16 protein-coding genes are annotated in these 25727 nt (G+C 58.4%); 11 read left to right on the forward strand and 5 right to left on the reverse strand.

All coding sequences use genetic code 11. The features are described from left to right. Positions 1–3 precede the first annotated feature (3 nt). The 5 genes from bcsA (HF679_RS19655) to HF679_RS19675 are packed head-to-tail and all read left to right on the forward strand — an operon-like array spanning position 4 to position 10115. Positions 4–2115 (forward strand): UDP-forming cellulose synthase catalytic subunit, encoded by a 2112-nt coding sequence (gene bcsA, locus HF679_RS19655; protein ID WP_187042317.1) that lies wholly within the window; start codon positions 4–6, stop codon positions 2113–2115. Beyond that, on the forward strand, positions 2112–4580 hold the full coding sequence (gene bcsB, locus HF679_RS19660) for a cellulose biosynthesis cyclic di-GMP-binding regulatory protein BcsB (protein ID WP_154144301.1): 2469 nt from the start codon (positions 2112–2114) through the stop codon (positions 4578–4580). Before bcsA (HF679_RS19655) ends, bcsB (HF679_RS19660) begins: the two co-directional genes overlap by 4 nt. Beyond that, entirely contained in the window at positions 4577–8629 is a 4053-nt protein-coding gene (locus HF679_RS19665) for a cellulose biosynthesis protein BcsC (protein WP_187042318.1), read from the forward strand. Before bcsB (HF679_RS19660) ends, HF679_RS19665 begins: the two co-directional genes overlap by 4 nt. Then, complete coding sequence (bcsD, locus tag HF679_RS19670; protein WP_174510214.1) at positions 8629–9105, forward strand: cellulose biosynthesis protein BcsD; 477 nt, start codon at positions 8629–8631, stop codon at positions 9103–9105. Before HF679_RS19665 ends, bcsD begins: the two co-directional genes overlap by 1 nt. An 11-nt stretch (positions 9106–9116) precedes the next feature. Then, complete coding sequence (locus HF679_RS19675; RefSeq protein ID WP_154144299.1) at positions 9117–10115, forward strand: glycosyl hydrolase family 8; 999 nt, start codon at positions 9117–9119, stop codon at positions 10113–10115. 21 nt (positions 10116–10136) lie between these two features. On the opposite strand, the gene map is transcribed toward HF679_RS19675, so the two are convergent. The 5 genes from map to bcsE all read right to left on the reverse strand — a co-directional run bounded on the left by map (position 10137) and on the right by bcsE (position 14754). Further along, positions 10137–10916, reverse strand: coding sequence for a type I methionyl aminopeptidase (gene map, locus HF679_RS19680; protein WP_123757199.1), 780 nt, complete (start codon positions 10914–10916; stop codon positions 10137–10139). Continuing rightward, complete coding sequence (locus tag HF679_RS19685; RefSeq protein ID WP_123757200.1) at positions 10897–11115, reverse strand: ParD-like family protein; 219 nt, start codon at positions 11113–11115, stop codon at positions 10897–10899. Before HF679_RS19685 ends, map begins: the two co-directional genes overlap by 20 nt. A 215-nt stretch (positions 11116–11330) precedes the next feature. Beyond that, complete coding sequence (bcsG, locus tag HF679_RS19690; protein WP_154144298.1) at positions 11331–13007, reverse strand: cellulose biosynthesis protein BcsG; 1677 nt, start codon at positions 13005–13007, stop codon at positions 11331–11333. Then, positions 13004–13201, reverse strand: coding sequence for a cellulose biosynthesis protein BcsF (gene bcsF / locus HF679_RS19695; protein WP_123757202.1), 198 nt, complete (start codon positions 13199–13201; stop codon positions 13004–13006). The genes bcsG and bcsF overlap by 4 nt, the downstream gene beginning before the upstream one ends. Continuing rightward, on the reverse strand, positions 13198–14754 hold the full coding sequence (gene bcsE / locus HF679_RS19700) for a cellulose biosynthesis protein BcsE (protein WP_123757203.1): 1557 nt from the start codon (positions 14752–14754) through the stop codon (positions 13198–13200). The genes bcsF and bcsE overlap by 4 nt, the downstream gene beginning before the upstream one ends. A gap of 295 nt (positions 14755–15049) precedes the next feature. On the opposite strand from bcsE, the gene bcsR reads away from it, so the two are divergent. Genes bcsR through bcsC form a run of 6 tightly spaced genes read left to right on the forward strand, consistent with a single transcriptional unit; the run spans position 15050 to position 25571 of the window. Continuing rightward, on the forward strand, positions 15050–15238 hold the full coding sequence (bcsR, locus tag HF679_RS19705; protein ID WP_123757204.1) for a cellulose biosynthesis protein BcsR: 189 nt from the start codon (positions 15050–15052) through the stop codon (positions 15236–15238). Between the two features lie 11 nt (positions 15239–15249). Further along, positions 15250–15987 carry a cellulose biosynthesis protein BcsQ gene (bcsQ, locus tag HF679_RS19710; protein ID WP_123757205.1) on the forward strand — a complete coding sequence of 246 codons (738 nt, stop codon included), beginning with the start codon at positions 15250–15252 and terminating at the stop codon, positions 15985–15987. Continuing rightward, positions 15984–18602 (forward strand): UDP-forming cellulose synthase catalytic subunit, encoded by a 2619-nt coding sequence (gene bcsA / locus HF679_RS19715; RefSeq protein WP_123757206.1) that lies wholly within the window; start codon positions 15984–15986, stop codon positions 18600–18602. Before bcsQ ends, bcsA (HF679_RS19715) begins: the two co-directional genes overlap by 4 nt. 10 nt (positions 18603–18612) lie before the next feature. Further along, positions 18613–20997, forward strand: coding sequence for a cellulose biosynthesis cyclic di-GMP-binding regulatory protein BcsB (bcsB, locus tag HF679_RS19720; protein WP_187042319.1), 2385 nt, complete (start codon positions 18613–18615; stop codon positions 20995–20997). 3 nt (positions 20998–21000) lie between these two features. After that, positions 21001–22110, forward strand: coding sequence for a cellulose synthase complex periplasmic endoglucanase BcsZ (gene bcsZ, locus HF679_RS19725; protein ID WP_187042320.1), 1110 nt, complete (start codon positions 21001–21003; stop codon positions 22108–22110). Next, positions 22092–25571, forward strand: a complete 3480-nt coding sequence (gene bcsC, locus HF679_RS19730; RefSeq protein WP_123757207.1) for a cellulose synthase complex outer membrane protein BcsC — start codon at positions 22092–22094, stop codon at positions 25569–25571. The genes bcsZ and bcsC overlap by 19 nt, the downstream gene beginning before the upstream one ends. The last annotated feature ends 156 nt before the right edge of the window (positions 25572–25727 follow it).

Here is a 25727-nt window from a genome sequence, read left to right on the forward strand (position 1 = left end):
TGAATGAAAAAGTCTCTTTTCTGGTTGCTGGTACTGGTGCTATCGCCCGTTGCCGTTCTGGTGGTTATTACGCCGATGGACAGCCAAAAGCAGTATCTTTTTGGTCTGTTGAGTATCGGTATTCTGTTTTTCATGGGGTTTAGCAAAAAACGCAGCATCTCGGTCATTATGGTCGTGACTTCGCTGCTGATGTCGACCCGTTATATGTATTTCCGCTTGACGCAAACCCTGCATTTTAACTCCGGTATCGAGACGGTTCTGGGGATGGGACTGTTTCTGGCGGAAGTCTATATCTGGGTGATGCTGCTGCTGAACTACCTGCAAACGGTCTGGCCGCTTAAGCGCGAGATCGTCCCGCTGCCGGATGATATGAGCACCTGGCCGACGGTCGATATCTATATTCCTAGCTATAACGAACCGCTGGACGTGGTCCGTGATACCGTGCTGGCTGCGCAGTGTATTGATTACCCTGCGGATAAGATGAAAATTTATCTCCTGGATGATGGTAAACGCAACGAGTTTGCGGTGTTCGCCGCCGATGTCGGGGTGGGATATATCACCCGAAACGACAATAAGCACGCCAAAGCGGGCAACCTGAACCATGCGATGACCCTCACCAAGGGCGAGCTGATTTGCGTCTTCGACTGCGATCACGTGGCTACCCGCGTGTTCCTGCAGGCGACCGTCGGCGGTTTCCTCAAGGATCCGATGCTGGCGCTGGTCCAGACGCCGCACTACTTTTACTCGCCGGACCCGTTTGAACGTAACCTCTCGGTGGGACGCAATATTCCCAATGAAGGGATGTTGTTCTACGGCCCGATTCAGCAGGGCAACGACAACTGGAACGCGACCTTTTTCTGCGGCTCCTGCGCGGTGATCCGCCGGAAAGCGCTGGAAGATATCGGTGGATTTGCGGTTGAAACCGTCACCGAAGATGCGCACACCGCGCTGAAATTCCAGCGTCTGGGCTGGAAATCATCGTTTCTCGATATTCCGCTGGCGGCAGGTTTAGCGACCGAACGTCTGGTGGTACACGTGATTCAGCGAACCCGCTGGGCGCGCGGCATGACCCAGATTTTCCGCCTCGATAACCCACTATTGGGACGGGGGCTGACTATCCAGCAGCGCTTGTGCTACCTCAGCGCCATGCTCTACTACCAGTTTGCGTTACCGAGGGTGGTGTTCGTCACCGCGCCGTTAGCCTACCTGTTGTTTAACCTGAATATTATCTACTCCTCGGCGAGCCTGATCGTGTCGTATGCCTTGCCGCACCTGTTCCTCGCGATCTACGTCGGTTCGCGGATGAACGGCCGCTATCGCTACAGCTTCTGGGGTGAAATCTACGACATCGTGCTGGCCTTCCACCTGGTGCTGCCGACGCTGGTGACGATGATTTTCCCGAAACGCGGCAAGTTCAACGTGACCGATAAAGGCGGGCTGCTGGATGTCGGTTACTTCGACTTTACCGTCGTCAGGCCGCATCTGGTGGTGGCCTGTTTGCTGGGCGTCGGCGTCATTGTCGGTATCGTTCGCGCCATTGGACATGACTACTTCGGTTCTGACCCCAACGTTATCGCCCTGAACGTGGGCTGGGGACTCTACAGCCTGATCTTCCTGCTGGCAGCGATTGCCGTGGCGCGCGAAACCCGGCAGGTACGTAAGACTATCCGTATCGATGTGGATATTCCGGTGCTGATTCACTACGCCAGCGGCGTGGTTTCACGTAGCCATACCGCTGACCTGTCGATGGGCGGCTGTCGTATTGCGGTGCCCGATGACCGCCATCTGCAGGACGATATCGAAGAGATTGAACTGATTTTGCAATCCGGGGCCATTTGTATTCCGGCAGAGCAGGTGACCGCCGACCAGCAATTTATTCGTCTCAAGTTTGATGAAAATATCCCGCTATCGCTGCGCCGCGAGCTGGTGCGTGTGGTGCTGGCGCGTGCGGATGCCTGGATCAACCCGCCGCGTCCGCAGGACAACCCGTTCCGCTCGTTCGTGACCATCTTGCGCTGCGTCTTTGAACTGTTCTGGCTGTCCTGGAAAACCCGCGGCGCCCGCCGTCGGCAGAAACCTGTTGCGAGCCCCGCGCAGGAGGATGGCCAACTATGAAGCGATTGACCACGCTTGCGCTGTTGGCCGGGATCTTTTCCGTGCCTGCGCTGCACGGTGAAGAGACGCCTGCCGAACCGACGGCGACGCTGAACTTCCCGCTGCCGGGCGCTGCTGTCGACGGAACGACCGCCGACAATGCCGCGACGACCCCGGACCCGACGGCAACGCCAGAATCGACCTCTGCAGGCGCACCCGCGCCAGCAACTGACGCGACGACGGCCGACGACGCCACAACCGCAGCGGATCCGGCGGCAGCCTCGCTGCCTGATCTACCGCCGCCGGTTAACACCCCTGCGCCGGTGGCCGTACCGTTAACGCCGGTCGTTAGCGGCACGCTTAATCTGGCGCAAATGGGGATGCCGGACGGCATTATCCTCAGCGGCGGGCAACGTCAGGGGGGCGCGGATTTTACGCTGCCTTCTGACCAGGTCGTGACCCATGCTGAACTGATGCTGGACGTGCGGGTGTCACCAGAAATGGCGACCCGTAATGCCACCCTGCAGCTGATGCTTAACGGCCAGCCGCTGGGCACGGTGCCGCTGGGTACCGACGGGGCCGATATTTCCCACTACCAGCTGGATATTCCGGCGGCGCTGATGGTTTCCAGCAATAACCTGAGCTTTAAGGTGAATGATGGCGACAACATGCAGTGCCTGCTCAATAGCCAGGATACATCGGGCGTCACCATTCTCGCGGCGTCGCGCTTCAGCTGGGAAAGCCAGCCGCTGAATCTGAGCAATGATTTAAGCCATTTCCCGCGGCCGTTCTTTGACAACATGCAGATGACCCCTGCAGATATCGCCGTGGCCTTCCCGGAAAACGCCGGCGCGGATGTTTATAGCGCCGCGGCGTTAATCTCCTCCTGGCTGGGGATTCAGGCGGACTATCGCGGTATCTCCTTCAATGCGCTGCGCGATCGTTTACCGGAGCGCCACGGCATTATTATCGGTCATCCGGGCGATCAGGTGGGCGGGATCACCCTGCCGCAAACCGACAAACCGCTGCTGAAGATTGTTGATAACCCGGGCAACCCGACCTACAAACTGCTGTTGATCGTCGGGCAAAACGATGCAGCATTGCGCGCCGCGGCCTGGCGTCTGACCCGTGGCAACATTGCCCCGCAGACCGCCAGCCTGAGCGTGGATCCGCAGGCGATCCCGGTCGGCAAACCGTATGATGCGCCGCGCTGGATCCCCACCGATCGGCCGGTAAAAATCAGCGAGCTGCTGCGTAAAGACCAAAGTATGACAGTCAACGGCGTCTGGCATGAGCCGCTGCGGGTGGCATTCCGCGCGGCACCGGATCTGTACCTCTGGGATGGCGAAACTATTCCGCTGCAGATTGGCTACCGCTTCCCGTCGGAAAACTGGATCAACGAAGATAAGTCGTTATTGAGCGTCACGCTCAACAACACCTTCCTGCACAATTTACCGCTGAACAAGCAAGGGCCGCTGGAGAAACTGTGGCGCCGCCTGGGGGGCGATGCCCGTCAGGAGCAGTTTACCATCCCGCTGGCGCCGTACCTGATCTACGGGGATAACCAGCTGTCGCTCTATTTTAACGTGGTGCCGAAAGACAACGCGCCCTGTGCGGTGGTGATGAATAACAACATCAAGAGCCGCATTACCGATGATTCATGGATTGATTTAAGCAATACGCGCCATTTCTCGCTATTGCCAAACCTCTCCTATTTCGTCGGGGCGTCGTTCCCGTTCTCACGCCTCGCGGACTACTCGCAAACCGTGTTGCTGATGGCAGAAAAACCGTCAGAAACCCAGGTGGCAACGCTGCTCAACCTGGCGGCCCGTTCGGGGAATGCGACCGGAACGGCGCTGGCGAACAACCGGGTGGTGCTGGGCGTTCCGAGCGGTGGGGCGGGCCTGCAGTATCTGCGCGAACGCGATGTCCTCGCGGTCAGCGGCCTCGATCAGAAAACATTTAACCAAAGCCTGCTGGCGGACTCGCCCTATTATCAGGCGGATAACCAGCTGGGCGTGCGCGAGTCGGGGCTGGGAGAAAAAGTGCAGCGTTGGCTGAGCGGCGACTGGACGTCCGCCAGCGTCGACGCCGATCGCTATCTCTCTTCCAGCAACGCCTGGCGCGGCTTTATTAGCTACCGCTCGCCGTGGAGCTCTCAGCGCACGGTGGTGGTGGCGATGGCCAGCAACGATGACCAACTGGCAAGACTGAAAGTCGACCTCGATTCACCGCGCATCAACGCCGGTATCCGGGGCGATACGGCAATCATCACCAGCGACAATGGCGTGCGCAGCTTCCAGGTCAACACGCCTTTCCCGAGCGGTCAGATGCCGTGGTACATGATCGCGGTGTGGTATGCCAGCCAGCACTCTGGACTGCTGGCATTGCTGGGACTGTTCGCCACCTCGATGATTGGTCTGGCGCTCACCGCAATGTTTAAACGCCATGCTCGCAAGCGTCTGAATTCGGGGGAAAGCCAATGAAAAGAGTGATTAAAATGAATCGCCGGTCGACCCGTAAATTATCCACCCTTTGCCTGTCAGGCGCGCTGACATTTGGCGCACTCGGTGATGCCCTCGCCGCCGGCAATGATGCCGCGCTGCAGGCGCTGTTTGCCCAGGCAAACTACTGGCATGAAAAATCGCACGATGAGCTGGCGAAGGAGTCGCTGCAAAAAGTGCTGCTGGTCGATGCCAATAACACTCAGGCCATGTACCTGATGGCGCTGTGGTCGCAGCAGGGCGGGAATCTTCAGGAGGCAGCGCAGTGGCGCGCCCGGCTGGCGAAGGTCTCGCCTGATAGCCCCAATCTGCAGGAGCTGGATAACGCCAGGAAAATGGCCAAGGTCCCGCAGGGGCAGCTCAGCCTCGCAAGACAGCAGGCGCGCAGCGGCAATATTCCGGCGGCATTAACGACCTGGCGGGGCATGTTTAATGGCAATACCCCGCCATCAAGCCTGGCTGCCGAATATTACATGACCATGGCCAGCGACAAATCGCTCTACCCGCAGGCGGTCGGCGAACTGCGTCAGTACGTGGCGCAGCATCCGCAGGAGAACGCCGCCCGCGTGGCGTTAGGCAAAGCGCTGACCTGGCGGGAGGACACCCGCCGGGAAGGGATCTCGATGCTGGAATCGATGGCCAGCGGCAGCAAAGAGGCCGACAGCGGCCTGCGTCAGGCGCTGCTGTGGCTGGGGCCGCAGGCTGGCGATGAAGCGATGTACGATACCTGGATGCAGCGTCACCCGCAGGATACTGAAGTCCAGAATTACTACCGTCAGCGGATCAGCGGTCAGGCGCGCGGTCAGGGGTTTGTTAACCTCAATAGCGGCAATACCACCGCCGCGAAAGAGCAGTTTGAACAGGTGCTCCAGACCAACCCGCAGGATGCCGATGCGCTGGCCGGGATGGGCTATATCGCGCAACGTAACGGGGACTTTCAGGCCGCGTCGCAATATTTAAGTCGGGCCGCGGATCTTGGCGGCGCTGACTCAGCCGCCCGCCGCGAGCAGGCGGCTGATGCCTTATTCTACGGCCAACTGGCGCAGGCGCAGCAGGCCTACAAACAGGGCAACATCAGCCAGGCGCTGGCGCTGTCCGCGCCGCTGGCTCAGCAGAGCGGCACGCGTGGCGCGTCGGCAAAACTGTTCCGTGCCGATGTGTTGCGCCATAACAAAGACCTTCCTCAGGCGGAGCAAACCCTGCGCTCGCTGCTCAACGACCAGCCGCAAAACGGCCCGGCGCGCGAGAACCTGTACTACGTCCTGCGGGAGCAGAATAAATCGGCGGAGGCGCAGGAGATGCTGCGCACGCTGCCGGCCAGCATGCAGCAGAAGCTGCAGCCTCGCGTGGTGACCGGGATGCCGGGAGATTCACTGCGTCGTCAGGCACAAGAGCAGGCCAACAGCGGTAACGTCACGGCGGCAATCGCGACCTTGCGTCAGGGGGTATCCCGTTACCCGGACGATGCCTGGATGCGTCTGGATCTCGCCCGGCTGTTGCAAAACTCGGGCAATGAGAGCGAAGCCGCGTCGACCATGGCGGCTGCTTATCGGCCTGGCGCCAGCAGCAATTCGCTGTACGCCGCCGCGCTGTTTGCCAGTGAAAACGGTGCCTGGCAGCAGGCGCAGACGCTGCTGGGGCGGATCCCCGCCGCCAGTCAGACCAGCCAGATGCGCGATTTACGCCAGCGGGTGAACTACAACCTGCAGCTGGTGACCGCGCAGAACTACCTGGCGCAAGGGAATACAGTCGCGGCATCGAATACCCTGAGAGCGATGGCCGCGACGCCGCCAAAATCACCGGCGGACGTCGGCAAGCTGGCGCGCATGCTGGCCCAGAGCGGCGATGTCTCCGGGGCCGTCACGCTGGTGCGCAATAATATCAGCGGCGGTATCACCGGCAATGCCGGCGATTATGCCGATCAGGTCTCGGTGCTCAATCAGGCGGGGCTGACCAACGAAGCCCAGGCACTGTTGACCAACCCGCAGCTGCAGGCCACCAGTACGCCGACGCAGCTGGCGAGCATCCGCAACGGCTACGTGATCAACGAAGCGGACCGGCTGCGCGAACAGGGCAACTATGCCGGGGCTTACGACAAACTGATGGGGGCGATGCAAAGCGACCCGCAAAATACCGACCTGATGTTCGCCATGGCGCGACTCTATCAGAGCGGAAAAATGAACAAAGAAGCGGGCGTGGTCTATGACTATCTGATGACCCGCGACACGCCGGACCAGGCGGCGCGTACCGGCGCGATTGACGTTGCGCTATCGGAAGGCAACAACGACCGGGCCGAACAGCTGGCTGGCGGACTGCGTCCGGATAACTCGCCGGATCGCCTGGTACTGCTGGCGCGCGTGGCGGAATCGCAGGGACACCACCAGCAGGCGATGACCTATCTGCGCAGCGCGCGCGGCAAGCTGCTGGGGCTGCAGAGCAGCAACAGCGCTCAGACGCCAACCGTTGGCGGCGTGCTGGCGGCGGATAACCCCTTTGTGGGCGTCTCCCGCACCACCACCCCGACGCGGACGGCATCGGCTTATGGACAGTATATGCCGTGGCAGGTCGCCCAGGTGTCGACCGGACCCGGCACGACCCTGCCGGGGATCCAGCGTCCCGACCTGCCGGTAGAGACCGCGCAAACCCGTACGCTGCGTCAGGTAGACAGCATGATGGAAGCGTTACAGGAAAAAACCGGCACCTGGCTGCAGGGCGGCATGGAAGTGCGCGGGCGTGATGGCGAATCCGGTACCAGTAAGCTGACGGAGATGAAAACTCCGCTGACGTGGTCCTCATCGCCGTTTGGCGACTCGCGTTTTGACTTTACCGTCACGCCGATCATGCTGAATGCCGGCACCGCCACCGGCGATGCCTGGCGGCGATACGGTGCGAACCCGCTCTCCAATGCGGTTTCCAATATGATCTCCACCGCCACCAGCGAGCAGGCGGCGATTGCCGCGATGACCGATACGGAAAAGGAAACCTATTTTGCCAGCAATCCTGGGGCTGAGGCATTAAGTACTCTGGGGACGCTGAACGCCTCCGACTTTAACGCCACCACCAGCAGCGGGATGGAGAATCTGGCGAAACTCGGTACCTACGATTCCGGCCAGGTGGCCAGCTATCTGGCGTCATCCAGCCTGAAACCGAACGTCGATCAGGCCAGCGGCTCAACGGATTCCCAGAAGGCTAATGGCGTTGAGCTGGCCATGGCCCTGAGCGGCGATAATTATCGTGTCGATATTGGCAGCACCCCGCTGGGCCAGGATCTTAATACCGTGGTCGGGGGCGTGAAATGGTCGCCGAAGCTGACCAACTACCTGTCGCTGATCTTCACCGGCGAGCGCCGCTCATTGACCGATAGCCTGCTCTCCTACGTCGGCCTGAAAGACTCCTACTCCGGAAAAACCTGGGGGCAGGTGACCAAAAACGGCGGCACCCTGCAGCTGAGCTATGACGATGGCGATGCCGGTTTCTATGTGGGCGGCGGCGGCTACAGCTACATTGGCTCCAACGTCGCCAGCAACACCAGCGTTAACGCTAACGCCGGGGTCTATCTGCGGCCTTATCACGATGATTATCGCCAGCTGCAGGCCGGGTTGAGTATGAGCTATATGGACTACTCGAAAAACCTCAGCTACTTCACTTATGGTCAGGGCGGCTACTTCAGCCCGCAGAACTACGTGAGCGTCTCGCTGCCGGTTAACCTGACCGAGAAGTATGACAACTGGACGATGAAGCTGGGCGGGTCAGTGGGTTATCAATCCTACAGCCAGGATAAGAGCGCCTACTTCCCGACCAACTCTGAATGGCAGCAAACTCTGGAGACCGCGGTCAGCAACGGCTTTGCGAAGGAAGCTTACTATTCGGCGACCTCGAAGAACGGCATTGGCTATACGCTGCGCGCCGGGGCCGATTACAAAGTGAACAAGCAGATGACGCTGGGCGGCCAGATTGGCTACGACACCTTCGGTGACTATAACGAGAGCACCGCGGGTCTCTATATCCGCTATATGTTGGGAGACAACTGATCATGACAGAGAATAACAACGCGGAAGTCATGACCTGGTTTCAACAGCAGCAGACGCCAGCCGGATGGTTTGACCTGCTGCTGATCATGGTCGATGGCATGTTGAACAACGCCGGGGAGCTGGAAAGTCAGCCCTTCTTACGCCAGATGGGGGAGATGCTGGCGGATCGCTACCCGCTGCCCGAGTCGGAAACCGTGGGCCAGCTGGAAGCCAATATCAACCAGTGGCTGAGCCGCTTCAAGTGGGGCGTGGTCAGCGTCGATGTGGGTGACGACGGGTTACGACTGCGCCATCGCGCGCTGCCGGTGAGTCGCGATGACGCGCACCGGGTGCGCTGGTGTAATGCATTTTGTGCCATACTCGAGGGGCTTTATTCTCGCTGGCTACAGGGGCAGGGCGGCAGTACGCACGTGGTGTTGCAACGTGAAAGACTGTTCTCGGTCTCGGATGTTCAGTTCCTCTACTTCCATCCATAACGGGTGACCTTATGTCTTTGCGTGCAGTAATAGCGGTCATAGTGGCGATGATGGTGCTTCCTCGTGCGTGGGCTGATGACGCGTGGCAAAGCTATAAATCACGCTTTATGATGGCCGACGGGCGAATCGTTGATACCGGCAACGGGAGTATTTCTCATACCGAAGGACAGGGGTTCGCGATGCTGCTGGCGGTGGCGAAAAACGATCGTCCCGCCTTCGACAAGCTGTGGCAATGGACCGATAAAACGCTGCGCAATAAAGACAATGGCCTGTTTTACTGGCGCTATAACCCCGTCGCGCCGAACCCGATCGCGGATAAGAACGACGCCACCGATGGCGATACCATGATTGCCTGGGCGCTGCTGCGCGCCCAGAAGCAGTGGGGCGACAAGTCCTACGGTGCGGCTTCCGACGCGATTACTGCGGCACTGCTGAAAAATACGGTGGTGACCTTCGCCGGTTATCAGGTGATGCTGCCTGGTGCGAAAGGCTTCAACCTCAACGATCATCTTAATATTAACCCGTCCTACTTTATCTTCCCGGCCTGGCAGGCGTTTGCCGAGCACACCCATCTGACCGCCTGGCGCAAGCTGCAAAGCGATGGTCTGACGCTGCTGGGGAAAATGGGCTGGGGTAAATCAAAACTGCCTACCGACTGGGTCGCGCTGAAAGCGGACGGCAGGATGGAGCCGGCGAAAGAGTGGCCACCACGCATGAGCTATGACGCGATTCGCATCCCGCTGTATCTCTCCTGGGCTGATCCGCGCAGCGCCCTGCTGACGCCATGGAAAAACTGGTTCAACAGCTATCCGCGTCTGCAGACGCCGGCCTGGATCAACGTCAGCAACGACAACGTTCCGTCATGGTTTATGACCGGCGGCCTGCTGGCGGTGCGCGACCTGACTATGGGGGAGCCGCAGGGTGACCCGCAAATCACCGCGCAGGATGATTACTACTCCGCCAGCCTGAAACTGCTGGTCTGGCTGGCCAGCCACGACCAGTCGCGTTAGCCGTCGGACGCCTCGCCAGGATCAATGCGGAATAATTTCGCCCTGGCGTAGCGTCAGGACTTCAACGCCGTCGGCGGTGACGGCCACGGTGTGCTCCCACTGCGCGGACAATTTCTTATCGCGGGTCACCACGGTCCAGCCGTCCTTTTTGACCTTAATCCGGCTGTCGCCCTGGTTGACCATCGGTTCGATGGTAAAGACCATCCCCTCTTTCAGAACGGTGCCTTCGCCCGGTTTTCCGTAGTGCAGTACCTGCGGGTCTTCATGCATCTCCTGCCCGATCCCGTGGCCACAATACTCTCGCACCACGCTGTAGCCATGGCTTTCAACATGGCTCTGAATCGCGTGGCCGATATCCCCAAGGGTCGCGCCGGGTTTGACGGCGTGAATGCCTTTCCACATCGCCTCGTAGGTTTTCTTCACCAGCCGACGGGCCAGCGGGGAGACTTCGCCAATCAGATACATTTTGCTGGAGTCAGCGATCATCCCCTCTTTTTCCAGCGTGATATCGACGTTAACAATGGCCCCGGATTTCAGGTGCTCCGCCTCTTTCGGTATCCCGTGACAGACCACCTCATTGATGGAGGTGTTCAGCACATACGGAAAATCGTACTGCCCTTTGCTGGCGGGGCGGGAGTGCAGCTGATTAACGATAAAATCTTCCACCCGATCGTTAATCGCCATGGTGGTGACGCCGGGCTGGATAAAGGCATCCAGCATGTCAAATACCGAGGCTAACAGCTCCCCGGCGTGGCGCTGCCTGGCAAGCTCATCGGCGGTTTTAATGCGAATTGATGGCATTGATCACCTCCAGCAAACGGTCGGAACCGGATTTCAGCATCATCATCTTAATTTGTTGATGGTTCAGCTCCGGATAGAGCTCGCTCATCATGCCCAGACGGATCCAGTATTCCGCCTGCGCGTTCACCGAACGTGACATGGCCTTGCTGGCATCGCGAATGTCGTCGTGCAGCAGGTCAGTGATTTTTACAATGCCCATATATATGTTCCGTAATGATTCATATATACATCGTATATTTTGAAACGACGGCTGTCACGGCGTTTTTGCCCGCATCAACGGCGAAGGGAACCGCGCAGAAGACCGCAAAGCCGCGGGGACAGGGCAGAACAAGGGGCTGGATAAGGGGAAGAACGGAGAAGAACCGGGGGGCGAAAGCGCGGCCGCAGGGTTTCCCTCTGCGGCCGCGAGTCAGGTTATTGCGGGTACGGTACCCAGCTTCCGCCGTTCAGCTGAACGTACGGTTTACCCTGGTACTGCATGACAATGGCGTTGGCGTTTTCTGACACCGGCGCGCTTTGCGGCAGGCCGGCGGTGTACTGCTGCCAGTCAACGTTATCTTCGGTGAACATCTTGCCATCCAGCGCGCGAACCACCAGTTCAGACACTGCCAGGTAGCTGCTCGGCTGGTCAATGATGACCGGCGCGCCCTGGTGCGGTGCCTTCATGCCGAAGAATTTCACCGCGGTTGGCACGTTGGTGATCGACGGGCTTGGGATGTCGCGCAGGCCAGACACCTGCATTTTGTCACCCTTCAGCGCACCGCCGTGCTCCGGAACCACCACAACCATCACTTTACGGCCCGATTTTTCCAGCTCGGTAAAGAAGTTATCCAGCTCGTCGAACAGCTTCTGCGCACGTACTTTGTAGTCCGCCGTCTTGCTCTGACCCGGGAAGTGGTTGCCGTCGTGGAGCGGCAGAATGTTGTAGAAGGTAGCGCTTCGGGCCGCGTCGCCCTCTTTGTTCTCTTTTTCCAGCCAGCGGTTCAGGGTGGCTAAGTCGTCATACACCGGCGAACCGTCGAAGGCCTGCAGGCTTACCGGCAGCCCGGTTTGATCCATCAGCGGGCTTTGCATGCCGCCTAAGCTGCGCAGCTCTTTCAGGAAGTCGCCGAACAGACCGTTATGGCCGAGCATCAGCTGCTGGGTAAAGCCGAGTTTTGCCAGGTTTTCGAACAGGTAGCAGTCGCTCCCCGACGGTTGATACAGGTTCGAGTGTGACAGCTGACCGCAGCTGGCGCGCAGCAGACGTACCGCCGCCGGGCCGCTGTAGGAGGTCGCCGAGTTGAAGTTTTTGAACACAATATCAAAGTGCTTCCACAGCGGATGGTCCATCAGCCCCGCCGCTTCAATATCCGACCACGACAGCGAACAAATATTGATTACCAGCAGGTCAAACGGTTGGGCATCCGCCGGCAGCTGTTCCGGGAACGGCGTTTTGCGTTTCTGTTCCGCAGCATAGAAGGTGTTCAGCCAGTTGGTTAAATTGGCGGAGGTTGGCGGTTCGGTCTGCGCCGGAATATCGCCGTTGGCCGCCGTCGTGCTGGCGGCTGAAGCGGCGTTATTGTTGGTCCGCGCGGTGGTGGCGGCCGCAGTTGTCGGCTGGCCGGCAGGCCACAGCGTAAAGGCCGGGAGCAGCGGACTGATGGTCAGCCAGATCATAATGGCGGAGACCAATACCGTGACGCGCAACCACTGCCTGATGAACAGCCACAGCACCAGCAGCAGGAAGAAGGCGCCGACCATATTCCAGTTAATAAAGCGGGTCACCAGGTCCCAGATGTAATCGGCGCTGAAGCCTGCTAACTGTGAACCCTGACTAAAGATACTTTCCGGTCCCGGCAGCCAGGTATCATGCCAGAACAGCCCAATGCCGAGGGGAATGGCAATCCAGTGGCGCAGGCGGTGGAGCTTGTACTTTGGCAGGGGTACCAGCAAAAAGGCGAGGAACACCAGGTTTAACATCGGGTGAAAGTTAAGATACCCCGCCCAAAGCAGCGCAAACTTTACCAGAAAGTAAAAATTCCAACCGGCCAGGCCGCGCCAGTACTGCCAGAGCGGAAGCGGCGTAGCGTTAGTTTTTTCATTCGTCATTTATTCAGTTTGCCTTGCTGAGTTGTTGCTTCCCGGCGTAAGACGCCAGCCGGTTTGACATAACGGGGTTTAAAGAACATCAACCGTAAGGTGGTGCGAATACGGCGTTGGTAATGGCGCGTCAGGTATCCCAACGGGAAAAAAAGCAGGGCGCATAGTACGACCAGCTGAATAATATCACTGATGGACATCATGACGTTTTCTCCCTGTCAGTGGACAGACGATGCGGTTCAGGGAACCGTCGCCAGTGGCGTCCATCATGGGTGGCATTGATGGTGACATTTTTCTCGACCGAGATCGGCAACGGCGTATTCCATTGAGATGGATCGATTCCGCGCATCAACAGAATTTCGGCGGTGATCTGTTTATCTTCGAACCAAACCATACGGTTAGAGAAGATATCGCCGGTGGGCAACGGGAAAATATGGTTTAACGCGGTGTCGAGGTCATTCACGCGACAAAACGACAGAAAAAGCACTAATCGGTTATTACCGATGGTCATGATATCGCCCATACGATTCGGGCGACACAGCGTTAACGCCTGCTCGACCCGCAGGCCCGGCGCCGGACGTAACGCCACCATCACCCCTTTGCTGTCTTCAGGCAGCATGGTGTTCGTCATGATGTTGTGCACCGCCGTGCAGAAATCGCCCCACTTCTGGAAACCGCGCAGATTGAGCGGCTGGCTCCAGCTCAGCAGGGTGTCAAACTCTTCTGGAATATGGCGGGTGAATTTTTGCTTCTGCACGCTTTCTATTAAGGTCAGGCAGCGGGAAAGCGGGGCGCTGGAGGGGATCACCATATTCGCGCCGCTGCTTAACAGCAGCCGTTCATCGGTGGTGCGCAGGCTTGGCGTCTGCTCGCGTACGACAATTTTCAAGGCGCTGCCGCGCTGCTTACGCAAGATATGGATATAGCGGCCCAGTTGCTCAATCTGTTCGTTTTGGGTGATGGAGAACAGCAGGGTGGCCGCCTGTGATTTGCGTGCGGCATTAAAGACGGCATCGTTGGTATCAAACAGCGTCCAGTACTCGGACAGCGCAGGCGCACCTTCCAGCACCCGCAGGTTGCTCAGTACCACCTTCTCATCGCTGCGCGGTTGCACCAGCGTCTCTTCATCTTGCGCCAGGTGCCAGCCGTCGTCGCCGTGTAAAACCGTCAGCTGCTGCTGCGCGCTCATTCCCTTTTCGCTGCCCCAGAAAGCAATATCAAATAAAAAACTATCGCCCTGGTAGCGCAGGCTGGCGAGCCCGGAAAGCGACCGGTATTCATTTAGCAGGGGGGAAAGTTGCTTATCAACATCCTGACCGGAATTAAGCACTAACAATGAACAATGATGATATTTGGTCCATCGGTGAGATTTTTCAGCCCAACGGCATAATTGTTCTTTTTTGATATTCTGCCAGGCATTTTCTGAAGCCAGCAGAATAAAGAGATAGTTATCCGGATCGAGGCTACAAAGTAAATCGCGATGCAATTCTTCCAGCGCTTCTGTGCTATCCGGCATGGTGAACGCCGCAATTTTTGCCGGACCGCGCTGAGGATCGACTGAAATGATTTTACTCGGTGTATTTCCCATCACGATGGCCGCGACTTTGCAGTCTTTATCTTGTGCTGCAAGCGTCTGATTGAGCAGGCTTACCGCATCTTTGTAGCGATCAACGTTAAGCCACCATACGCCGCCTACGGGCATATGGCAGACTTCATCCCACAATGATGAAATGCCCAAAGTATATACGTTTTCCACGGCGTCCCTCGCGAGAACTGATTTACACTAGAATAGTTTACTAGCGAAAGCGGCAGAGTAAACCTAACATTGAAATTAAAGGGTATCAGTTTTAGCATATATATACCCTTCATCCTTCAAGTTGCCTGGGTGTTGGCTGCAACCGTTCACCCCAGTCACTTACTAGAGTAAGCTCCAGGGGATTTACGGCCTTGCCGCCTACAAGCAACTCGAATTATTTTGGGTATAGGTTATTTGAGATTAAGCCTTTTGCCCCTGGGCTTTATTTATGTGTTATTTGTGAATGGAAAGTAAAATGCCGGGAAAAGAGCCTGTAGGACCTTCTGATGCCACACTAGGCTATACCTTTCAAAATGATTTCCTGGCGCTAAGCCGGGCATTTTCTTTGCCTGAAATTGACTACCATGACATTTCCCGGCGCGAGCAGTTGGCCGCGGCGCTGAAACGCTGGCCACTCCTGGCTGAATTCGCAGAGAAAAAGTAAGGACGCTGCCGATGGCTATTCTTGGATTACAGGGCATACGCGGTGGCGTGGGCACCACGTCGATTACCGCGGCGCTGGCCTGGGCGTTACAGCTGCTTGGTGAAACGGTTCTGGTGGTCGATGCCAGCCCGGACAACATGCTGCGGTTTTTCTTTAACGTCGAGGCATCCCATCAGGATGGCTGGGCGCGCTCGTTGCTTGACGGACGTGACTGGCGTGATGCCGGTATTCGCTATACCTCGCATATTGATATTCTGCCATTTGGTCAGCTCACCCCAGGCGAGAGAGAGCATGTTGATTCGCTCTATCCGACGCTGGAACCGATCGCCGAGATCGTCGAAAAACTGGTGCAGCAGGGCGACCATCGCTGGGTGCTGTTGGATTTACCCGAAGGGTATTCCTCGCTGTCCAGCGCGTTGATTAGCGCCTGCGACCGCGCGCTGGTGGTGGTGCATCCCGATGGCAACTGCCATATTCGCCTGCATCAGCAGGCGCTCCCGGTTAACGGCGATGTGCTGATCAACGATCTGCGTGTCGGTAGCCAGCTGCAGGAAGACTTATACCAGCTGTGGCTGGAGAGCCAGCGCCGTATTCTGCCTGTCACTATTCATCGTGACGAAGCGATGGCGGAGTGCCTGGCGTCGAAGCAGCCGCTCGGTGAATATCGCCAGGACTCGCTGGCCGCGGAAGAGATCCTGACCCTCGCCAGCTGGTGTTTACTGCACTATGCCCGCGTGGAGGCTCCATGATACGCCTGAGCGCCTTGTTGCTGGCGCCTCCGGTGGCGGAAAGACTGAGCGAACGCTACCGTGACTATCGTCAGCACGGCGCCTCGTGGCTGGCTGCGGCGATGGGCTGCCTGTGGGCGTCAATCGTCTGGGCGCTGATGCCGCTGGAAACCCCACGCTGGCAGGCCATTCTGAATAACCATCGCGACTATTTTCCGCATATTAATCCCCATCGCCCGCGTCTGTTGGATCCGCTGCGCTATCTGTTGCAGTCTCTGTGGCTATTGGTGACGCAGGCACCGGAACCTGAGAAAAAGGCTAACTGGCGGGCCTTTGTCGCCCTCGAAGGCGTTCACGGGCGCTATACGCAATGGATGGAGACGCTTCCCGAACGAGTCAACACCCGAACCAACCACCTGAATAAACAAAAAGAGCTGGCGCACCTGAACCCGAAACTGCGTAAGGCTATCCTCGGCGTGGTGGTGGTCTTCTCGCTGATACTGGCTCTGCTCTGTATCACGCAGCCGTTTAACCCGCTGTCGCAGTTTATTTTCCTGCTGCTGTTGTGGGGCGTGGCGCTGCTGGTACGCCGTATTCCGGGGCGTTTCTCCGCCCTGATGCTGATTGTCCTCTCGCTGACCGTCTCCTGTCGCTATATCTGGTGGCGCTACACCTCGACGTTGAACTGGAATGATCCGGTCAGTCTGGTGTGCGGGTTGGTGCTGTTATTTGCCGAAACCTATGCCTGGCTGGTGCTGGTGCTGGGCTATTTCCAGGTGGTCTGGCCGCTCAATCGCCAGCCGGTGCCGCTGCCAAAAGATATGGCCGAATGGCCAACCGTGGATATCTTCGTGCCGACCTATAACGAAGACCTTAACGTGGTGAAAAACACCATCTATGCCTCGCAGGGTATCGACTGGCCGAAAGATAAAGTCAACATCTGGATCCTCGATGACGGCGGGCGCGAAGAGTTTCGTCAGTTCGCCAAAGATGTCGGGGTGCACTACATCGCCCGTACTACCCATGAGCATGCCAAGGCCGGGAACATCAACAATGCGCTGAAATACGCCAAAGGCGAATTCGTCTCCATTTTTGACTGTGACCACGTCCCGACGCGCTCCTTCCTGCAGATGACCATGGGCTGGTTCCTGAAAGAGAAAGAGTTGGCGATGATGCAGACGCCGCACCACTTCTTCTCCCCGGACCCGTTTGAACGTAACCTCGGTCGATTCCGCAAAACGCCCAACGAAGGCACGCTGTTTTACGGTCTGGTGCAGGATGGCAACGATATGTGGGACGCCACCTTCTTCTGCGGTTCCTGTGCGGTGATTCGTCGCGGTCCGCTGGATGAAATTGGCGGTATCGCCGTTGAAACGGTTACCGAAGATGCCCACACCTCCCTGCGTCTGCACCGTCGCGGTTACACCTCGGCCTATATGCGTATTCCGCAGGCCGCCGGGCTGGCAACCGAAAGTCTGTCGGCGCATATCGGCCAGCGTATTCGCTGGGCGCGTGGGATGGTGCAGATCTTCCGTCTTGATAACCCATTGTTTGGTAAAGGGCTGAAGTTCGCGCAGCGGATTTGTTATGTCAACGCGATGATGCACTTCCTGTCCGGTATTCCACGGCTGATCTTCCTGGTCGCCCCGCTGGCATTTCTCCTGCTGCACGCCTACATCATCTATGCCCCGGCACTGATGATCGCGTTGTTCGTTCTGCCGCATATGATTCACGCCAGCCTGACGAACTCGAAAATCCAGGGCAAATATCGCCACTCTTTCTGGAGTGAAATCTACGAAACCACCCTGGCCTGGTACATCGCGCCGCCGACTTTTGTCGCGCTGATTAACCCGCATAAAGGCAAGTTCAACGTGACGGCGAAGGGTGGCCTGGTCGAAGACGAATATGTCGACTGGGTGATTTCACGACCCTATATCTACCTGGTGCTGCTGAACCTGGTGGGGGTCGCGGTGGGGATCTGGCGTCATTTCTACGGCCCGGAAAACGAAGTCCTCACCGTCTGGGTCAGTATTGTCTGGGTGTTCTACAACCTGATTATCCTCGGTGGCGCAGTGGCGGTATCGGTGGAGAGTAAGCAGGTTCGACGCTCGCACCGCGTGGAAATGAGCATGCCGGCGGCAATTGCCCGCGAAGATGGTCATCTGTTCTCCTGTACCGTTCATGACTATTCTGATGGCGGACTGGGGATCAAAATTCACGGTAAGGCGCAGGTGCTGGAAGGGCAGCAGGTGAAACTGCTGCTGAAACGCGGGCAACAGGAGTATGCCTTCCCGGTACGGGTCGCGCGCGTGAATGGCAGTGAGGTTGGTTTGCAGTTAATGCCGCTGACCAATCAACAACATATTGATTTTGTACAGTGTACGTTTGCCCGCGCTGATACGTGGGCGCTTTGGCAGGATAGCTTCCCGGAAGATAAACCGATGGAAAGCCTGCTGGATATCCTGAAACTGGGGTTCCGTGGATATCGTCACCTGGCGGAGTTCTCCCCGCCGTCGGTGAAGGTTATTTTCCGCTCGCTCACCATGCTGGTTGCCTGGATAGTTTCGTTTGTTCCTCGCCGGCCTGAACGCGCCGCAGCGATACTCTCTTCAGAACCAGAAATGGCTCAACAATGATGATAATGCGATGAAAAGAAAACTCTCTTTAATTTGTGCAGTAGCGGTGGGAATAGCTGGCTGGTATCCCTTAGCGACTTTATCGGAACCCACGACCGCGATTGCGGCAGCCCCGACTCCGGCGGCCCCTGCCGTTCCGGGAACGCCGGCTGCTACGGCGACGGATCCGCTGGCGATCCCCGCGCCGGTTGTCGCCGAAGGTCAACCGACGGCGACCGTGGTGGATCCCGCCGCCGCGCCGGTGGTGGTGGAAAACGTGCCGAGCCGCGACGTGAAACTGTCATTTGCCACTATCGCCCCGGCGCCGGGCAGCATGGTACTGCGCGGCGCGCATCCTGACGGCGCGGTTGAATTTGGCATGCGCAGCGATGAAGTCGTGACTAAAGCGGTGCTTAATCTCGACTACACGCCGTCGCCGTCGTTACTGCCGGTGCAGTCGCAGCTGAAGGTGTACCTCAACGATGAGCTGATGGGCGTCCTGCCGGTCACCAAAGAGCAGTTGGGTAAAAAAATCAACGCGCAGATCCCTATCGACCCGCTGTATATCACCGACTTTAACCGCGTGCGGCTGGAGTTTGTTGGCCATTATCGCGATGTCTGTGAGAACCCGGCCAGCAGCACGTTGTGGCTGGACGTCGGGCGTAACAGTAACCTCGATCTGACCTATCAGGCGCTGGCGGTGCGTAACGACCTGTCCCACTTCCCGGTCCCGTTCTACGATCCGCGTGACAACCGTCCGCTGACTCTGCCGATGGTCTTTGCCTCCTCGCCGGATGCACAGCAGCAGCATGCGGCGGCAATCGTGGCGTCGTGGTTTGGTAGCAAAGCAGGCTGGCGTGGCCAGACCTTCCCGGTACTGTTTAACCAGCTGCCGGAACGCAACGCCATCGTGTTTGCCACCAACGACAAGCGCCCGGACTTCCTGCGTGAGCATCCGCCGGTGAAGACGCCGACCATCGAAATGATCGACCACCCGAATAACCCTTACGTCAAACTGCTGGTGGTCTTCGGGCGCGATGACAAAGACCTGCTGCTGGCGGCCAAGGGCATCGCCCAGGGCAATATTCTGTTCCGTGGCAGCAGCGTCGAAGTCGATGGCGTCAAACAGCTGCAGGAGCGTAAACCATACGATGCGCCGAACTGGGTACGTACTGACCGTAAAGTGACCTTTGGCGAGCTGAAAACCTATGAGCAGCAGCTGCAGTCCAGCGGTCTGGTGCCGGACTCCATCAACGTGGCGTTGAACCTGCCGCCGGATCTCTATCTGCTGCGCGCCAACGGCATTGATATGAATCTGAACTATCGCTACACCATGCCGCCGATCAAGGACAGTTCGCGCATGGATGTCAGCCTCAACGACCAGTTCCTGCAATCGTTCAGCCTCAGCAGTACTCAGGAAGTGAGTAAACTGATATTGCGTCTGCCGGTGCTGCAAGGGCTGCTGGACGGCAAGTCAGAAATGACGATCCCGGCGCTGCGCCTGGGTGCGATGAACCAGCTGCGCTTTGATTTCCAGTACATGAACCCGATGCCGGGTGGCTCTATCGATAACTGTATTACCTTCCAGCCGGTGAGCAACCACGTGGTGATCGGTGATGACTCGACTATCGACTTCTCGAAGTATTACCACTTTATCGCGATGCCGGACCTGCGCGTCTTTGCCAATGCCGGCTTCCCGTATAGCCGGATGGCCGACCTCACCGACACCCTGATCGTGGTTCCGAAAGCGCCGACCGAAGGTCAGGTGGCAACGCTGCTGAGCTCTGTTGGTGGTATTGGCGCCCAGACGGGCCTCGCCGCGATCAACATGCAGGTCACCGATGATGGCAGCAAGCTTAAGGGCAAAGACGCCGACCTGCTGCTGATTGGCGCGATCCCGCCCGAGCTGAAAGACGAAAGTAAAATCAACCTGCTGGTTGAAGCGACCAAAAGCTGGGTGAAAATGCCGATGCGTCACTACGACCTGCCGAGCATTTACCCGGATGACGAAGCCAGAACGCCGAACACCCGTACGGATATCACCTCTTCCGGACCGATGGCGGCCATTATCAGCTTCCAGTCGCCGTACTATGATCAACGTAGCGTGGTCGCGCTGCTGGCGGATAGCGCCCGCGGTAACGAACTGCTGAACGGCGCCCTGAACGATACCGGTAAGCGGGCGGCGATGTTTGGTTCCGCCGCGGTGATTCGTGAATCGGGCGTCAACAGCCTGCGCGTGGGCGATATTTATTATGTCGGCCACCTGCCGTGGTTCGAGCGCATCTGGTTTGCGCTGTCGAGCCATCCGGTGCTGCTGGCGATTCTGGCGGCCGTGAGTATCGTGCTGCTGGCGTGGGTGCTGTGGCGGATGCTGCGTATTGTCAGCCGTCGTCGCCTCCATCTTGATGACGAGTAAACCATGATGAAAGCGGTACGTGGAGCAATCATGTCGGTGTTAATGCTGGCGGCGGCGCAGGTGAATGCCGCGTGCCAGTGGCCGGCCTGGGATCAGTTTAAGAAGGATTTTGTGACCACCGAAGGACGCGTGGTTGACCCCAGCGATGCCCGGAAAATAACGACCTCTGAAGGGCAAAGCTATGCGCTGTTCTTTGCGCTGGCGGCCAACGATCGCAAGAGCTTCGATACCCTGTTTCAGTGGACGCAGAACAACCTGGCAGAGGGCGACCTGCGTGCGCACCTGCCGGGCTGGCTGTGGGGTAAGAAAAGCGAAGCAGAGTGGACGGTACTGGATAGCAACTCGGCCTCTGACTCCGATTTATGGATAGCCTGGTCGCTACTGGAAGCCGGGCGTTTATGGCAGGTGCCGCAGTACACGGAAGTGGGCAAGGCGCTGCTGTCCCGTATCGCCGATGAAGAAGTGGTGGACGTACCTGGGCTGGGTCCAATGGTGCTGCCGGGAAAAGTCGGCTTTGCTGACGATAAAGGCTGGCGCTTTAACCCTAGCTATCTTCCACCGCAGCTGGCCAGCTACTTTGCCCGTTTTGACGCCCCGTGGCCGGCGCTGCGCGACAGCAACTTACGTTTGCTGCTGGAGACGGCGCCAAAAGGCTTCTCCCCTGACTGGGTACGTTACGAAAAAGGCAAAGGCTGGCAGCTGAAAGCCGACAAACCGATTATTGGCAGCTATGACGCGATTCGGGTCTATTTATGGGCCGGGATGCTGGATGACGGTGATAAACAGAAAGCACAGCTGCTGTCCCGCTTTGCGCCGATGGAGGCGCAGACGATTCACCTCGGCGTACCGCCGGAGAAAGTGAATATTGCTACCGGGAAAACCACCGGCAACGGCCCGGTTGGCTTCTCGGCGTCGCTGCTGCCGTTCCTGCAAAATGATGACATCCGGGCCGTGCAACGCCAACGCGTCGCAGACCACTATCCCGGCGCAGATGCCTACTACAACGCGGTCCTGACTCTTTTTGGCCAGGGATGGGATCAACATCGTTTTCGCTTCTCTGTGGAAGGCGAATTACGACCTGACTGGAACAAGGAATGCGCAAGTTCAGACTAAATGTTATCACGCTGTCGCTGGGCATCGTGCTGCTGCCGGCGGTACAGGCGGCGACAACGCCCGCTCAGGAACATCTGCTGGAGCAAGTCCGGCTGGGTGAAGCGAGCCATCGTGAAGATCTGGTGAAGCAATCCTTATACCGACTGGAGCTGATTGACCCGAATAATCCCGCCTATGTGGCTGCGCACATGCGCTATCTGTTGCGCCAGGGCGATACCGCCGGTGCGAAAAAACAGCTCGAAAAATTAGCGAAGGTGGCCCCGGATTCCGCGGAGCTGAAATCTTCGCGTAGCGAAATGAGCCTCAGCACCAGTGACGGGCGTCAGGAGCTGCAGCAGGCACGCCTGTTAGGGGTCTCCGGGCGAGTGGAAGAGGGCATTGCTGCTTTTGACAAGCTGTTCGGCGGCGTGCCGCCCGATCCTTCGCTGGCGATCGAATACTGGGCGCTGGTAGCGCGGCTTCCGGCCCGCCATAAAGAAGCGGTCGCGCAGTTGAAAAAACTGGATGCCAGAGCGCCTGGTAACCCCGATCTGCAGGCTACACTGGCTAAACAGATGTTTGCCGACAACAAGCCGGCGGAAGGGTTTGCCTATTTAGAGCAGATGTCGCGCTCGGCCGCCGGCCGCGGCACTGCGGCGGATATGTGGCTCAGCGAAATCAAGGACATGCCGGTCAGCAAGGGCAGCGTACAGGAGCTGCAGCGTTTTCTGACACTGTTCGAAACCGGCGAATCGGCAGCAAATGCCCGGGTGCTGCTGGCTCAGCAGCAGGCACAGCTCCAGGATCCGGCGTTCCGCGAACGATCCGAAGGGCTGGCGGCAGTGAAAAACGACAACCCGGCGCAGGCGATTGCCAGTTTACAACAGGCCGTCCGGGCCGATGCCAGGGACAGCGACGCGGTGGGGGCGCTGGGTCAGGCCTATTCGCAGCGTGGTGACAGAGCCCGGGCCGTCGCCCAGTTGAACAAAGCGATCGCGATGGATCCCAAAAGTCCGAGTCGCGATAAATGGGACAGCCTGCTGCAGACCAACCGCTACTGGCTGTTGATCAAGCAGGGCGATAACGCGCTGAAAGCCGGGCAGCTGGATCAGGCGCAAAACGCCTATGCACAGGCGCAGCGGGTCGACAATACCGATAGCTATGCGGTTCTCGGACTTGGCGATGTAGCGGCAGCGCGCAAAGATACGGCCGCGGCGGAGCGCTATTATCAGCGTACCCTGCGGATGGATCGCGGTAACAGCCTGGCGGTCCGCGGACTGGCTAACCTCTATCGAACCGAATCGCCGGAAAAAGCCAGCGCCTATATTGCTACGCTATCGCCGAGCCAGCGCCGCAGCATCGACGATATTGAACGCAGCCTGGCCAATGAACGGTTAGAAAAACAAGCCGAAGCCCTGGAGAGCAAAGGGAACTGGGCGCAGGCGGCGGAAGTTCAGCGCCGACGTCTGGCGCTTGACCCGGACAGCGTGTGGATCACCTACCGCCTGTCTCGCGATTTAGTGAGCGCAGGCCAGCAGACGGAAGCCGATACGCTGATGCGCGATATGGTCAACCGTAAACCTGGCGATGCCGACCGCGTGTATGCCTACGGACTCTATTTATCCGGTAATAATCAGGATGACAGGGCGCTGGCGCAGATTAACGCGCTGCCGCAGAGCCAATGGACGGATAATATCCGGGAGCTGGATGCGCGTCTGCAAAGCGACAAAGTGATTCGCCAGGCCAACCAGCTGCGTGATAGCGGCCAGGAAGCCCAGGCGATCGCCCTGATTAAACAGCAGCCGCCGCTGATCCGTTACGATCTGACGCTGGCGGACTGGGCGCAGCAGCGTGGCGATAACCAGACGGCGATCGCCCGCTACAATGACGCGCTGGGTAAAGAGCCGGACAACGGCGATGCGCGTCTGGGACTGGCGGAAGTGTATCTTGCCGAGGGTGATAAAAATGCTGCCCGCGCGCAGGTCAGCAAGCTGAAGGGCGACGAAACCGACTCCATCAATATGCAGCGGCGGATCGCCCTGGCGACGGCAGGATTTGGCGATACCGCCCAGGCGCAGCAGATTTTTGAGCGCATTATTCCGCAGGCGAAATCCCAGCCGCCGTCGATGGAAAGCGCGCTGGTACTGCGCGATGCGGCCCGTTTCCAGGCCGAAAACGGCGAGCCGCAGCAGGCGCTGGAGAGTTACAAAGATGCGATGGTGGCCGCGGGTGTGACTCCTGTCCGCCCGCAGGATAACGACACCTTTACCCGCCTGACCCGCAACGACAGCAGCGATGACTGGCTGAAACGTGGGGTCCGCAGCGATGCTGCCGATCTCTATCGTCAGCAGGATCTCAACGTAACCCTGGAGCATGACTATTGGGGCTCCAGCGGTACCGGCGGCTATTCCGATTTGAAAGCGCACACCACCATGCTGCACGTGGATGCGCCGCTTGCCGACGGGCGGATGTTCTTCCGTACCGACCTCGTCAATATGGACGCCGGGAGTTTCTCCACTAACAGCGACGGTAGCTACTCGCCGAGCTGGGGGACCTGCGGCGAAATTGCCTGTACCAGCGGCAGCAAGAACCAGAGTGACGGCGGGGCCAGTATTGCGGTGGGCTGGAAGAACGATACCTGGAGCGGGGATATCGGCACTACGCCGATGGGCTTTAACGTCGTCGATGTGGTGGGTGGACTCAGCTACAGCAACGACCTCGGGCCGATCGGCTATACCGTCAATATGCATCGTCGACCGATTTCCAGCTCGCTGCTGGCCTTTGGCGGGCAGAAAGACAGCAGCAGCCATACCGGGACAACCTGGGGCGGCGTGCGTGCTGACGGCGGTGGCGTGAGCCTGAGCTACGACAAAGGTGAAGCCAACGGGGTCTGGTCTTCGCTGGGCGTCGATCAGCTCACGGGGAAAAACGTCGAGGACAACTGGCGCGTGCGCTGGATGACCGGCTACTACTATAAAGTCATCAATGAGGATAATCGCCGTGTTACGGTAGGCCTGAACAATATGCTCTGGCACTACGACAAGGACCTGAGCGGTTATACCCTGGGGCAAGGCGGTTACTACAGTCCGCAGGAGTATATTTCGTTCGCGGTGCCGGTAACCTGGCGTCAGCGCACGGAGAACTGGTCGTGGGAACTGGGGGGCTCCGTCTCCTGGTCGCATTCACGGACCAAAACCCAGGCGCGCTATCCGCTGTTGAATTTGATCCCCTCAGAATACCGTGCTGACGCCAGTCAGCTGACGGAAGAAGGCAGCAGCAGCCAGGGCTTTGGTTATACCGCCCGGGCGCTGGTTGAGCGTCGGGTCACCAGCAACTGGTTTGTCGGCGCGGCGGTGGATATTCAGCAGGCGAAGGATTACACCCCGAGCCATGCGCTGCTCTACGTCCGCTACTCCGCCGCTGGCTGGCAGGGCGATATGGACATGCCGCCGCAGCCGCTCGTTCCCTATGCTGACTGGTAACAGAATCGCCTGAATTACGCTTTCGGACGTCACTCCACCCGTCCGTTCGCGTATACTCGTCACACTTCGTCCGTCTTTGGCTACATGGGTCGTTCATTCCCCCGGCGGCGCTACGCTGACCGGGCTACAGGCTGGCGGGCGTTGAGTATATAATCA

The sequence above is a fragment of the Enterobacter sp. JUb54 genome, from assembly GCF_014298075.1.
Lineage (GTDB): Bacteria > Pseudomonadota > Gammaproteobacteria > Enterobacterales > Enterobacteriaceae > Klebsiella > Klebsiella lignicola.

What these genes read in the sequence shown, in the direction of transcription:
- bcsB (WP_154144301.1), top strand. Translation starts at nt 2,112, where the DNA reads ATGAAGCGATTGACCACGCTTGCGCTGTTGGCCGGGATCTTTTCCGTG.
- bcsC (WP_123757207.1), top strand. Translation starts at nt 22,092, where the DNA reads ATGCGCAAGTTCAGACTAAATGTTATCACGCTGTCGCTGGGCATCGTG.
- bcsZ (WP_187042320.1), top strand. Translation starts at nt 21,001, where the DNA reads ATGATGAAAGCGGTACGTGGAGCAATCATGTCGGTGTTAATGCTGGCG.
- bcsA (WP_187042317.1), top strand. Translation starts at nt 4, where the DNA reads ATGAAAAAGTCTCTTTTCTGGTTGCTGGTACTGGTGCTATCGCCCGTT.
- HF679_RS19685 (WP_123757200.1), bottom strand. Translation starts at nt 11,115, where the DNA reads ATGGGCATTGTAAAAATCACTGACCTGCTGCACGACGACATTCGCGAT.
- bcsB (WP_187042319.1), top strand. Translation starts at nt 18,613, where the DNA reads ATGAAAAGAAAACTCTCTTTAATTTGTGCAGTAGCGGTGGGAATAGCT.
- bcsQ (WP_123757205.1), top strand. Translation starts at nt 15,250, where the DNA reads ATGGCTATTCTTGGATTACAGGGCATACGCGGTGGCGTGGGCACCACG.
- HF679_RS19675 (WP_154144299.1), top strand. Translation starts at nt 9,117, where the DNA reads ATGTCTTTGCGTGCAGTAATAGCGGTCATAGTGGCGATGATGGTGCTT.
- bcsG (WP_154144298.1), bottom strand. Translation starts at nt 13,007, where the DNA reads ATGACGAATGAAAAAACTAACGCTACGCCGCTTCCGCTCTGGCAGTAC.
- bcsA (WP_123757206.1), top strand. Translation starts at nt 15,984, where the DNA reads ATGATACGCCTGAGCGCCTTGTTGCTGGCGCCTCCGGTGGCGGAAAGA.
- bcsR (WP_123757204.1), top strand. Translation starts at nt 15,050, where the DNA reads ATGCCGGGAAAAGAGCCTGTAGGACCTTCTGATGCCACACTAGGCTAT.
- HF679_RS19665 (WP_187042318.1), top strand. Translation starts at nt 4,577, where the DNA reads ATGAAAAGAGTGATTAAAATGAATCGCCGGTCGACCCGTAAATTATCC.
- map (WP_123757199.1), bottom strand. Translation starts at nt 10,916, where the DNA reads ATGCCATCAATTCGCATTAAAACCGCCGATGAGCTTGCCAGGCAGCGC.
- bcsF (WP_123757202.1), bottom strand. Translation starts at nt 13,201, where the DNA reads ATGATGTCCATCAGTGATATTATTCAGCTGGTCGTACTATGCGCCCTG.